General features: G+C 69.3%; 12 protein-coding genes. 6 read left to right on the top strand and 6 right to left on the bottom strand.

Going from position 1 to position 11,591, the window contains the following annotated elements; translation table 11 throughout:
- Nucleotides 1–61: 61 nt before the first annotated feature.
- The 4 genes from DX03_RS08235 to mntR form a co-directional block, all read right to left on the bottom strand.
- Complete coding sequence (locus tag DX03_RS08235) at nt 62–928, bottom strand: EcsC family protein (RefSeq protein WP_244880198.1); 867 nt, start codon at nt 926–928, stop codon at nt 62–64.
- A gap of 61 nt (nt 929–989) precedes the next feature.
- On the bottom strand, nt 990–1,559 hold the full coding sequence (orn, locus tag DX03_RS08230) for an oligoribonuclease (protein ID WP_038687851.1): 570 nt from the start codon (nt 1,557–1,559) through the stop codon (nt 990–992).
- Nucleotides 1,560–1,661: 102 nt separating this feature from the next.
- Nucleotides 1,662–2,186, bottom strand: a complete 525-nt coding sequence (gene tadA / locus DX03_RS08225; RefSeq protein ID WP_038692092.1) for a tRNA adenosine(34) deaminase TadA — start codon at nt 2,184–2,186, stop codon at nt 1,662–1,664.
- Entirely contained in the window at nt 2,179–2,637 is a 459-nt protein-coding gene (gene mntR / locus DX03_RS08220) for a manganese-binding transcriptional regulator MntR (protein WP_038687850.1), read from the bottom strand. The genes tadA and mntR overlap by 8 nt, the downstream gene beginning before the upstream one ends.
- Nucleotides 2,638–2,793: 156 nt before the next feature.
- Between mntR and DX03_RS08215 the strand changes: the two genes are divergently transcribed.
- Nucleotides 2,794–3,033 carry a DUF1653 domain-containing protein gene (locus DX03_RS08215; protein ID WP_038687848.1) on the top strand — a complete coding sequence of 80 codons (240 nt, stop codon included), beginning with the start codon at nt 2,794–2,796 and terminating at the stop codon, nt 3,031–3,033.
- 258 nt (nt 3,034–3,291) lie between these two features.
- Complete coding sequence (locus DX03_RS08210; protein ID WP_185753490.1) at nt 3,292–4,152, top strand: hypothetical protein; 861 nt, start codon at nt 3,292–3,294, stop codon at nt 4,150–4,152.
- 50 nt (nt 4,153–4,202) lie between these two features.
- Here the strand turns inward: DX03_RS08210 and DX03_RS20420 are convergent, their stop codons facing one another.
- Complete coding sequence (locus tag DX03_RS20420; RefSeq protein ID WP_051598792.1) at nt 4,203–5,192, bottom strand: GAF domain-containing protein; 990 nt, start codon at nt 5,190–5,192, stop codon at nt 4,203–4,205.
- Nucleotides 5,193–5,442: 250 nt separating this feature from the next.
- Between DX03_RS20420 and DX03_RS08200 the strand changes: the two genes are divergently transcribed.
- From DX03_RS08200 to DX03_RS08190, 3 genes are all read left to right on the top strand, one after another.
- Nucleotides 5,443–6,657 carry an MFS transporter gene (locus DX03_RS08200; RefSeq protein WP_038687844.1) on the top strand — a complete coding sequence of 405 codons (1,215 nt, stop codon included), beginning with the start codon at nt 5,443–5,445 and terminating at the stop codon, nt 6,655–6,657.
- 66 nt (nt 6,658–6,723) lie between these two features.
- Nucleotides 6,724–6,990 (top strand): CD225/dispanin family protein, encoded by a 267-nt coding sequence (locus DX03_RS08195; RefSeq protein ID WP_038687842.1) that lies wholly within the window; start codon nt 6,724–6,726, stop codon nt 6,988–6,990.
- 12 nt (nt 6,991–7,002) lie between these two features.
- Nucleotides 7,003–9,705, top strand: coding sequence for a UvrD-helicase domain-containing protein (locus tag DX03_RS08190; RefSeq protein ID WP_038687840.1), 2,703 nt, complete (start codon nt 7,003–7,005; stop codon nt 9,703–9,705).
- Nucleotides 9,706–9,743: 38 nt separating this feature from the next.
- On the opposite strand, the gene DX03_RS08185 is transcribed toward DX03_RS08190, so the two are convergent.
- Nucleotides 9,744–10,304 (bottom strand): DUF4124 domain-containing protein, encoded by a 561-nt coding sequence (locus DX03_RS08185; RefSeq protein ID WP_051598791.1) that lies wholly within the window; start codon nt 10,302–10,304, stop codon nt 9,744–9,746.
- 372 nt (nt 10,305–10,676) lie between these two features.
- Here DX03_RS08185 and DX03_RS08180 point away from each other — a divergent pair, with 372 nt between their 5' ends.
- Complete coding sequence (locus DX03_RS08180; RefSeq protein WP_038687839.1) at nt 10,677–11,585, top strand: hypothetical protein; 909 nt, start codon at nt 10,677–10,679, stop codon at nt 11,583–11,585.
- Nucleotides 11,586–11,591 lie beyond the last annotated feature (6 nt).

The raw sequence follows: 11,591 nt of genomic DNA, 5'->3' as shown, positions 1-11,591 counted from the left end.
ACCACGGCAAAACAGTTGTGCCCCCAGCGCAACGATCCGCCCGTGGCCCGGCGTGGCGGCCTCAGCCGCGCTGGCCGGCCAGCATCGAATAGGCCGCACGCACCGTTTCATACCCGTAGGTGCGCTCCAGCCGGCGCACGATGAAGTGGCCGCGCGCCATGTCCTGGTAGTAGTCGGTGAACATGGTGTTGAGCGTGGCGCCGGTGACCGCGCCGATGATCGGCACGGCCTGCGCGGCGAACTTCTCGGTGACCACCACGCCAAAGCGCGCGGCCACCTTCTCCACGATCTTGGCCAACCACTTCCCGGCCTCCTTTGGGGTCAGGCCGATCATCACCCCGCCCCCGCTGGCGGCGCGCCCGGCCAGTTCGGCCGACAGGTGCCGCATCACTTCGGCGGTGAAGCCACGGGTGATGTAGTAGCCGGTCTCGCTGGCATCGTCGCCAGTGGCATTGCCGCCCAGCGCGAACACCTCCAGGCAGGCGTGCCGGGTGCTGAGGTCGCGCAGGTCGAAGCCTTCGCTGCGTGCCACGTCGGCCACCGACCGCATCATGATGGTGGTGGAGACCGGCAGTTCGATGAACAACGAGGTGAAGCCGAACGCCCCGCCGACCGCGCCGCTGGTGGCGGCCGCGAGCTTGTGCCAACGCGTGGACGCCGCCTTGCCGGGGGCGTTGTCCATGCTCCACAACGCCGCCTGGGCGGATTTGAACAGGGCGGCCTCGACCGCGCCGTGGATCCGTTTGGACACCACGTTCGGCAGCTTCTTCACCGCGAACTCCAGCGGTGAGCCGATCAGGTTGGCCATCTTGGCGGTGATCGTGGGCGACTCCAGCAGCGTGACGGCACGCTGCAGGTCGGCCCAATCCTGCGAGGTGGGCAGGATCTGCGTGTCCAGCGGGGGTGGCATGCGGGAGATGGCGTTCATGGCCCGGATCATAGCGCCGGGCGGTTGAACGGAATGTGCGCCCCGCGTCAGGCCGTTGCGGTCAGCCCGGCAGGCCCGACAGCGCGCCCATGAACTGGCGATAGTGGCGCAGTTCGGCGATCGAGTCGTGCACGTCGCTCAGCGCGGTATGGCTGGCGGTCTTGGTCAGCCCGGCCGCCACGCTCGGCGCCCAGCGCTTGGCCAGTTCCTTCACCGTGGACACGTCCAGGTTGCGGTAGTGGAAGTACTTCTCCAGCCGCGGCATCTCGCGGTGCAGGAAGCGGCGGTCCTGGCAGATCGAGTTGCCGCACATCGGCGAGGCACCGGCCTTGATCCACTGCGCCAGGAAATTCACCGTCTGCGCTTCGGCCTGGCCGAGGGTGACTTGGCTGTCGACCACGCGCTGCCACAGGCCGGAGCGGCGGTGCTGGGTGCGGTTCCATTCGTCCATCGCTTCCAGGCGCTCGACCGGATGGTGAATGGCGAACTCGGGGCCTTCGGCAAGGACGTTCAACTGCGCATCGGTGACCACGGTGGCGATCTCGATGATCGCGTCGTTGTCGGTATCCAGACCGGTCATTTCCAGGTCGATCCAGATCAATCGTTCGCCTTCTGCGCCGTTGTCAGCCATGTCTACGCCTTGTGCAGGGGACGGCGCCGCAGCGCCGGCCGGGATGAGAATGGCCGATATGATACCGCCCCCGCGTCATCACCCCGTCGCGGACAGTGCCGGTTATTCCAGCAGCAGCGGCGGCTTGCCGCGTTTGGCGCGGAAGTAGTTGGTCAACCGGGTGCTGGCGTCCTTGGCCAGCACGCCGCCATGAATCTCGACCCGGTGGTTGTGGCGCGCGTCGCCCAGCAGGTCGAACACGCTGCCGCAGGCGCCGGTCTTGGGATCGCTGGCGGCATACACCACGCGTGCCACGCGCGCATGCACGATCGCCATGGCGCACATCGCGCACGGCTCCAACGTCACATACAGCGTGCTGCCCACCAGCCGGTGGTTGCTGATCGCCCTGCCCGCCTTGCGCATTGCCACGATCTCGGCATGCGCGCTGGGGTCGTGGTCGGCGATGTTGAGGTTCCAGCCTTCGCCCAGCAGTTGGCCGTCGGCGCCGACCAGCAGCGCACCCACCGGAATCTCGTTGAACTCGCGTTCGGCACGCTCGGCCAGCGCCAGCGCGTGGCGCATCCAGTGTTCGTCCTGGTCGTGCACCGGCACGCCCAGCGGCGGCGGCGCGGGCAGGTACTCAACCATGGCCATTGGCCTTGCGCACGAACGCCTCGAACGCGGCCAGGGTCGCTTCGCTCACATGATGCTCGATGCCTTCGGCATCGCGTCGCGCCGAATCGGCGTCCACGCCCAGTGCCAGCAGAAACTTCTCCACGGTCTGGTGGCGCGCGCGCATCTCCACCGCCAGCGCCTCGCCGGCCGGGGTCAGGAACACGCCGCGATACGGCCGCTGCACCGCCCAGCCCTCCTTGACCAACCGCTTCAGCGCCTTGGCCACGGTTGGCTGCGCCACGCCCAGGCGGGTGGCGATATCCACCTGGCGGGCCTCGCGGCCGTCGGCGATCAGGTCGGCGATGAGCTCCACGTAGTCTTCCACCAGCTCCGAGCGGCGCGCTTCGCGCACTTGCACGAAGCCCTCCGCATGCGCTTCGGCGGCAAGCAACGGGGATTTCCTGGACAGGGAGGCTGGCGGCATGGGCGCGCGGATCCAAGGCGGCCGACAACGGCAATGGGGCCTATTCTACGCGCTGGGGGGTGATCGGGCAGCGGCGCCGGGCTGGCGGCGCGACACCGTCAGCGAACGTGCACGGTGCGATACTTCGCGGCCATCGGTTGACCTGCCCACGCCACCATGTCCGATCTTGCGCCCCTGCCCAGCCTGCCCCTTGGCCACTATCGCCATTTCAAGGGCGGCAACTACGACGTGCTGGGCGTGGTGCGCCACAGCGAAACGCTGGAGCCGCTGGTGCTGTACCGCCCGCGCGATGCGGACGTGGGCCTGTGGGTACGCCCGTTCGCCATATTCTGCGCGGAGGTGGAGGTGGACGGCGTGCGCCGCCCGCGCTTTGCCCGGGTCGACGCCGACAGCTGAGCCCAACGGCACGCGCATTTCAAAGAAGTTGTATTGCAACGGGCCGCGATGGATCCGAGCATGGCCGGCTTCGACCATCGGCGGTGACGCGATCACACCGGTGCCTTGAACGCCCCGCGGCGGGTTCGCCGACGCCGGGACTTCTGCAATGAGGCTTCGATGCTTGCGTTTCTTCGCCGTGCTCTGCGTGCCGCCGCGTGCTGCCTGCTCCCCTTGCTGGTGGGTTGCAAGGCGCCCCCTGCGCCACCGGTGCAACCCGTGCCTGGCTCGCTGGTCCGCATGGCGCCCCCGGCCGGCTTCCTGCCTGCCCCCAACTTCGCCGGGTTCGTCACCGCCGATGGCCAGGCCAGCATCCTGGTAGCCGAGCTACCGGCCCACAGCGCGCCGGCCGTTGCCACGCTGTTCAACGACCTGCCCAGTGCACGCCACCACTTTGCCACTCAAGGGGTGGAGATCGATCGCCTGCAGTCCATCGCCGCCGACGGCATTACGGTGCCGGTTGCGATCGGCCGCCAGGCCGCGCATGGACATGTGTTCGACAAATGGGTCGCGCTGTATCAGGGGCGCCGCACCGTGCTGGTGACCGTACAGGCGCCCACGGCGCACGCCCTGGCACAGCCTGCTGCGCTGGCCGCCCTGGCGTCGGTGACGCTGGGCAGCCCCGCCAGCCTGGATGAGGCATTGGCGGCCCTGCCCTTCCATGCCACCGCACGGCCGCCCTTCCGGGTGATCGATACGCTGGCCGGCGCCGGCATGCTGATGATGGCCGGCGAACGCGATGTGGACCCCGACGGAGGTCAGCCGCGGGTGATCATCGCTTCGCAGTTGTCCCTGCCCGCCGGCTCGGATGATCTGGGCAGACTGTCAGGGGTGTTGATCGGCGGCACCCGTGAGATCCAGCAGGGCACGCCCCTTGCGCGGCAAGCGGTGGCCTTTGGCGGTATCGACGGCGAGCGGGTAACCGGCAGCCTGCCTGACGGTGGTCGGTACGTGCACTATCTGGCGCTATGGCCGGGACGTCGCTATGTGCGCCTGGTGGCGATCTTTCCACCCGGCAGCGATGCCGATGCGTACGAAGCGGTCGAGGCGATCGCCCGCTCGGTGCGATTCAAGGACTGAACGCGGGGGCCGTCGACGCACGTGACCGAGCCCGGCGCCTGCCAGTGGCCTCAGCGCTCGACCCGACTCAACGCTTCGATGCGCTTGGCAGTGTCGTGCAGCGCTGACGTTGGCGCCGCGCTGGCGGCGATCCGTGCCGCCTGTTCGGCGACCGCCGCCAACGCGGCACGCACGGTCTGTGGCGCCTGACTGTCGATGGTGCCCTGCGCGTCCTCCAGCTCCAGCTGCGCGCCGATCCATGCGGCCAACACTTCGAAGCACCGCACGCTTACCGCATCCAGCTGCGAGGGGTTGGGGTCCAGCGCACACAGGGTGCCGAACAGGCTGCCGTCGCGCCGGAACATCGGCACCGACAGGTAACTTTCGAAGCCGTACATCGCCGGTGTGGGATGGGTGGAGAACACCGGGTCGGCACTGGCGTGGTCGAACTGCACCGTGTGGTGGTGCTGGCGGATCTCGTCGCAGATGGTGGTTTCCAGCACCAGGTCTTGCCCGGGTTGCAGCCCGAAGCCCAGCAGGTCGTGCACGGCGCACGCCGTCCAGCGCTCGGCGGTGACCCGCGCGACCGCGACAAAGCGCATGCCGGTCAGGCGGCTGGCCAGTTCCAGCAGGGCCGGCAGCGCCGGTAGTTCCAACAACGCGGCGACATCGGCGAGGCGCGGATCGTGCGACACCAGGATGGGCGCCAACGGCGGGGCCGTCAGTGCGAGGTCGTCCACCGGATTTTCGAGCGCGGCCATGCGCGCAGAGAGCACCTTGGCCGTGACCAGGTCGAACAGTTCGCGCACGGCGGCCGACAACCCACGTCCATCCCGGATATCCCCGACGAAGTGGATGCCCTGCCCCACCAGGCGCAGCTGTTCGACGCCGTGGTCCAGCCGCAATGCCGGCCAGGCCAGGCGATCCAGGACCCGCATCCAGTCATCGCCCGGGGTGGTGTCGAGCAAGGCACTGACAATCACCCGCGACGGGGCCGGCCCGTCCTGCAGGCCAGGCAGGTCAAAGCCGACCACACTGGGGAAGCCGGAGCCTGTGTGCATTGCGTTCCTCGATGGGGCGGCGTGGGCCCCGTGCAGGCGTACCCGCCACATCGGGGGTACAGGGAATGAATTGTCGCACGATCCCGCGAGACAGCCCGTGCGGCGCTTCACATTTGTGCTGCGGGCGCCTGTGTTGCCCGGCGGCGCATCACAGCATCCTACCCGGCAGCACGACAGAACCGGGGTATTGCTGCGCCGCAGCAGTACAATGCCCCGCTCCCCGTTGCAACGCATCCGCCACCGCACCCGCATGAGCCTTTCGATTGCCCCCCTGGCCGCGCGCCTGTCCCCGCGCGAGCGCACGTTCATCCTGCTGGCCCTGTCGCTGGGTGGCTTCGCCATCGGCACCAGTGAATTCGCCAGCATGGGCCTGATGCTGGAAATCAGCCGCGGCCTGTCGATCAGCGAAACCCAGGTGGGCCACCTGATCAGCGCCTACGCCATCGGCGTTGTGGTGGGTGCACCGGTGCTGGCTTTCGCCGGCGCCGGCTATGCCCGGCGCACGTTGCTGCTGGGGCTGATGGGCTTCTACGCGGTGGGCAACCTGGCCAGCGCGCTGGCCCCCAACTACAGCACCATGCTGGTGGCCCGGTTCGTGGCCGGCCTGCCGCACGGCGCCTACTTCGGCGTGGCGATGCTGGTGGCCGCGGCCATCAGCCCGCCCGCACAGCGCGGCGCAGCCATGTCCAAGGTGCTGCTGGGCCTGTCGGTGGCGATCCTGGTGGGCAACCCGCTCACCACCTGGCTGGGCCAGCAGTTCAGCTGGCGCACCGCCTTCGCGCTGGTCAGCGTGCTGGCCATCGCCACCGTGGTGATGATTGCGCGCTACCTGCTGCCCGATCCCGATGAAGTGCGCACCTCGCCGATGCGCGAACTGCGCGCGTTCAACCGCACCCAGGTGTGGCTGGCGCTGGCGATCGGTTCGGTGGGGTTTGCCGGCATGTTCTGCGTGTTCACCTACCTGGCGCCCACGCTGGTCCAGGTAACCGGCCTGGCCGAATCCTGGATGCCGCTGGCAGTGGGCATCTTCGGCATCGGCGCGATCATCGGCAACGTGGCCGGTGGCTGGCTGGTGGACCGCTTCCACTTCCGTGCCGCTGCGCTGGTGCTGGTGTGGTCGATCGTGGTGCTGCTGGCGTACCCGTTGGCGGCGCAGTCGGTGTGGAGCATTTTCCCGATGATCATCGCCGTGGGCACCATGGGCGCGCTGGCCGCGGTGCTGCAGACCCGCTTGATGGACGTGGCCGGCGAAGCACAGACGCTGGCCGCCGCATCCAACCATGCCGCGTTCAACACCGCCAATGCACTGGGGCCGTGGTTCGGTGGCATGGCCATCGGCGCCGGTTTCAGCCCGGCCACTACCGGGTACGTCGGTGCGGCAACGGCATTGGGCGGCCTGCTGTTGTGGGGCGTTGCGGTGCTGGTGGACCGGCGTTCGCGCAGCGCGGTGGCCTGCGAGGGGTGAGCGCCGGGCTGCGCAACCGCAAGGCGCCCGGGTAAACTCCCGGGCCCTTCGAACATGGATGGTGCAATGAACACGGCTACGCCACCGGCCAACGCGCCCAAGGACCACATGGCGCTCGCGGTGATCAGCATCATCTGCGGATTTCCGCCGTTCGGCATCGTCGCCACGATCCACGCCAACCGCGTGGCCTCGCATCGGTTGGCCGGCAACATGGCCTTGGCCACCACCGCCTCGCGCAAGGCACTGCGCTGGTCGATCGCCTCGCTGGTCGCCATTCCCCTGCTGGGCGTGGTGCTGATCGGGTATGGTCTGCTGCTTCGCGTAGTGGGTTGAGGCGTTGGCGGCATGACGCAGTACTGGGGTCCCTCGGCGCAGGGCCAACGCATCACACAGTCGCCCGCGTGGCGGCTGCAGCTGGGCGCAGCGCAGATCACGCTGGAGGTTGACGGGCATCTGCACCGGGCGCCGCTGCGTACCACGTCGATAGCATTCAAGCGCGGCCTGTTCTGGACCGGGCTGACCCTGTTTGCCGACGATGCAACGGTGCACGTGGACGGGCTGCCCAATGCGCAGCTGGGCCCGCTGCAGGCCGCGTTGGCGCAGCGCCTGGAACCCGATGCTGCCGACCACCCGGTGCAGGCCATGCGCGAGGCGCTGGTGGTGATTGGCGAGTGGCTCGACGAGGCCGACGCCGCGTTGGCGCAGGCCGACCGCCAGCATCGCTGGTTCACCACCGAGCACCAGCACGCGCTGCTGCAGCGACGCCCGGCGCTGGCGCTGGATGAGGAGGGGTTGTGGGCGGTGTTCGATGATCCGGACCTGCGCAGCCAGTTGCCCGGCGACGCATCGCAGATCGAAGACGACCTCAACCGCTGGTGCAGCGACTGGCCTGCCGCCTGGAAGGCCCGTAACGCGGCGCACGTACAACGCGAACGCGCGGCGGCGGCATCCCTGCTGGACCGGGTGGAGCAGCGCCCGCTGACCGACGAGCAGCTGCAGGCGGTGCTGTGCTTCGACAGCCGCGTGCTGGTGGTGGCCGCCGCAGGCTCGGGCAAGACCGCCACGATGGTGGCCAAGGCCGCCTATGCGGTGGACCGTGGGCTGGTGGCCGCCGAGCAGATCGTGATGCTGGCCTTCAACAAGGATGCCGCCAACGAGCTGCAGCAGCGCGCCGACCAGGCCTTCCAGCGGCTGGGGATGGACGCCGAGGGCGTGCAGGCGCGCACGTTCCACGCGTTGGGCCGGCAGATCATCGGCCAGGCCACCGGGCGTTTCCCGAACGTGCCGGACTGGGCGGTGGACGCCGGCCAGGGGCTGGAGCGGCTGGCCGACCTGGTGGACCAGCTCAAGGACCGCTCGCATGCGTTCCGGACCCAGTGGGACCTGTTCCGGCTGGTGTTCGGTCGCGACCTGGTCACGCAGGGCAGCGCGCCCATCGCCGATGGCTGGGAGGCCGATGGACGCGGCTATGTGCACACCCTCAACGGCGAACGCGTGCAGGACATCGAGGCCTGCCTGATTGCCGACTGGCTGTTCTACAACGGGGTGGGCTACCGCTACGAACGCGGCGACCACTTCGACCCCGGCACTGATCGCCACATGGCCGGCGCGGCGAGCTTCCACTACACCGGCACCCCGCTGCGGCACGAACACCGCAGCGGCGCGCCTGACACCGCCGGGCGCGACCGCGCCGACACGCTGCACACCGATTCGGCCGCATTGCGCAGTGGCGCGCTGTTCGACCTGCTCGGCCAGGCGCTGGCCAGGCAAGGGGTACTGCTTGACCCCAACCCCGACCGCGCACTGCCCGAGAGTGGCGCACGGCCCATGCCCGACGCCGAACTGATCGCGCTGGTGCGCACCTTCATCAGCCACGCCAAGAGCAACGGGCTGACGGTGGAGGACATGGCGCAGCGCCTGCGGGCCCTGCCCGAGGACCAGTTCAAGCACCGCCATCGCCTGTTCCTGGCGCTGGCCGCGCCGATCCTGCAGGGCTGGGACGACGCGCTGGCCGCCGAGCACGCGATCGACTTCGAGGACATGCTCAACCAGGCCGCCGAGCTGCTCGAGCAGGGCCGCTATGCTTCGCCCTACCAGCTGGTGATGGCCGACGAATTCCAGGACGCCTCGCGCGCCCGTGCGCGCCTGTGCCGCGCACTGGTGCAGGCGCCGGGCCGGCACCTGTTCGCGGTGGGCGACGACTGGCAATCGATCAACCGCTTCGCCGGCGCCGATGTGTCGGTGATGACCGGTTTCGTCGACTGGTTCGGGCACGGCCAGGTACTGAAGCTGGAGCAGACCTTCCGCTGCCCGCAGGCGCTGTGCGATGTGTCCAGCCGCTTCATCAGCCGGAACCCGGCGCAGATCAGCAAGCAGGTGCGGTCGCAGACCGCCGCGCAGGGGCCGGCGCTGCTGGCCTTCCAGGTGGCCAACCGCGACCAGCTGCGCGATGCCGTGGGCCAGTACCTGCATCAGCTGCAGCGCCAGCTGCTCAGTGGCGAGCGCGCGCCGGGCCGCAGCGGCAAGCTGTCGGTGTTCGTGCTGGGCCGGTACAACGCCGACCGCGCGTTCGTGCCACCCGATTGGCAGGCACGGTTCGGCCAGCAGCTGGAGGTGCGCTTCCTGACCGCGCACCGTGCCAAGGGTGCCGAGGCGGACGTGGTGATCCTGCCGGCCATGCTGGAGCGCAGCTTCCCCAACACCCGCGCCGACGACCCGGTGCTGGCGCTGGCCATGCCCCACGCCGACACCTGGCCGCTGGGCGAAGAGCGCCGGCTGTTCTACGTGGCGCTGACCCGTGCGCGGCGCACCGTGGCGATGTTCAGCGTGCGTGGCAGGCGCTCGGCGTTCCTCACCGAACTGGTGCAGGACGGCGCGGTGCAGGTGACGTCGCTCGACGGCAGGAGCATCCAGGAACAGCCCTGCCCGGCCTGCGATGGCGGGGTGATCGTGCAGCGGAGTGGTGCCTACGGCAGCTTCCAGTCGTGCTCGGGCTACCCGCGTTGCCAGTACAAGCCGCGCCAGCCAGCCGTGCACGCCACGCGCTGAGTAGCCACCGGCCGGCTACGCCGCGGCACCCTGCTCCCTCACAGGCTTTGGGCTGCGGTGTCGCCTGCCGCGCGCGCCGGTGCGTACTTGCGCTCGATGTTGGCTTCACGGTCACGGCGCTGCTCGGCACAACGTTGCTGCGCCGTGCCGAGGCTGCTGTCCGCGCTGCGGCGCTCGGCGCTGATCGACTGCTCCAGGCTGGCGATCTGCGCCCGCACGCCGGCATCGCGTGTGGCAGCGGCGAGCGCATCCTTGTCGTCGTCGCCCAGCTGCTGGTTCAGTGCGGCCACCTGGCGCTGATAGGTGTCGATGCGCCGGTCAACCGGCCCCTGGATGCTCGACCGCGCTGCGTTCACGCAGTTGCGCTCGGCAATGGACGCATCGGACAGATCGGTGGAACGTAACACGGCGGATTGCGTTGCCGCCTCGCCCGGGGTACGGGTTGCGGCCCGGTTTGCGCGTATGGTGACCTCCTTGGCGCCGGTGCCGCACGGCTGCTGCGCGTACACGGTTTCACCGTTGCCGCCGGTGCATTTATAAACCTGCGCCTGGGCCGAGTGCACGACGGCCAGCGCCCCTGCCGCGCACACCAGCGCCATGCCCCACCATTGCCTTCCGTCCATGAATGCACTCCGCCGTGTTCGTTGAAGGGCCATTCTTGACCGCTGGCACGCGAGCGCACCAGTACCGCCGTCCCGATTCCTGTTGTGCGGTCATACGCCAGCCAGACAGCCCTGCCGCGTAGTGCCGGCCGCTGGCCGGCTCCACGGACCTGCCGCGTAGTGCCGGCCGCTGGCCGGCTCCACGGATTATCGGGAGCCGGCCAGCGGCCGGCACTACCGGGTTATCGGGAGCGGGCCAGCGGCCGGCGTTTCCGGTGTGCCGCCACTGGTCGCCGGACTGGCGCGCACGCGGCCTGCGCCACCAATACCGCTACCATGTAGGCCCCCGGTCGGTGCAGTTGGTTCCAGATGAGTCGCGCAATCACGATGTACACCGCCGTCGGGTCGCATGGCACCGCGCATGGCATCGCCGGTCTTCAGCAGCGTGTGGACGCTGCGCAGACGCTGCCGGCGCTGTTCTGCGACGGCGAAGGCTGCACCGCGCAGGTCCGCTTCGTGCCCGAGCACACCCGTACCGGTGCTGATCGCGTGCCCGTCACGATTCCCGCAGGCATCCACCTCGAAAAGGGCGCCGAGCACGCGCCCACCTGCCGCTACAACGTGCCCGGTCGCCTGGATACGCTGCTGGCCAGCAGCCTCGATCCGGCGCTGGTGCATCGGCTGGAGGACGGCCGCCACGAGCTGCGCCTGCTGCCCCTGCACCAGGACCTGAAGCGTGGCGGCGGGCCGGCGCTGGACGCGCATCTGCGTACCGTGAACGCGCTGCTGGTGCTGCGCGCGATGTGCGACGACGACGCGCTGCTGGACGCCCGGGTGGTGATGCGGCTGGGCAAGAAGCGGGTGGCGTGGGATGCGTTCTTCTACGCACTGGACCGCTACGATGCGGCATGGGAGCGCGTGGACGCGGCCAGCAATGAGATTCCGCTGGCCCTGTCAGGCACCGTGCGCTCGCACCGGCCCGCGCAACCCGGTGCGGATTTCAGCACCACGTTCCTGAACTGCGCACCGAAGTACCAGCACACCGGCATCGTGGACGAGCGCGTGTTCGTCGAGGTCAGCGTGGGCCATGACGATGCAGCGTGGCTGCGGTCGTTCCCGGTGGGCGCGCAGGTGGTCATGCTGGGGCTGTGGCGGCTGGGCAGGACCAGCACCGCGACCCGCCCACACCCCACCGATCCGCGCCGCACCATCACCAATGTCACCTACAAACTCGCGCTGCGCCCGGTGTCGAAGCAGCAAGTGGTGGCGGTCAGCTGAACCGGG

The sequence above is a fragment of the Stenotrophomonas rhizophila genome (assembly GCF_000661955.1).
In the GTDB taxonomy this organism is placed as follows: Bacteria; Pseudomonadota; Gammaproteobacteria; order Xanthomonadales; family Xanthomonadaceae; genus Stenotrophomonas; species Stenotrophomonas rhizophila.
The sequence above is the reverse complement of the archived record's forward strand: the minus strand, read 5'-3'. Positions and strand labels throughout refer to the sequence as shown.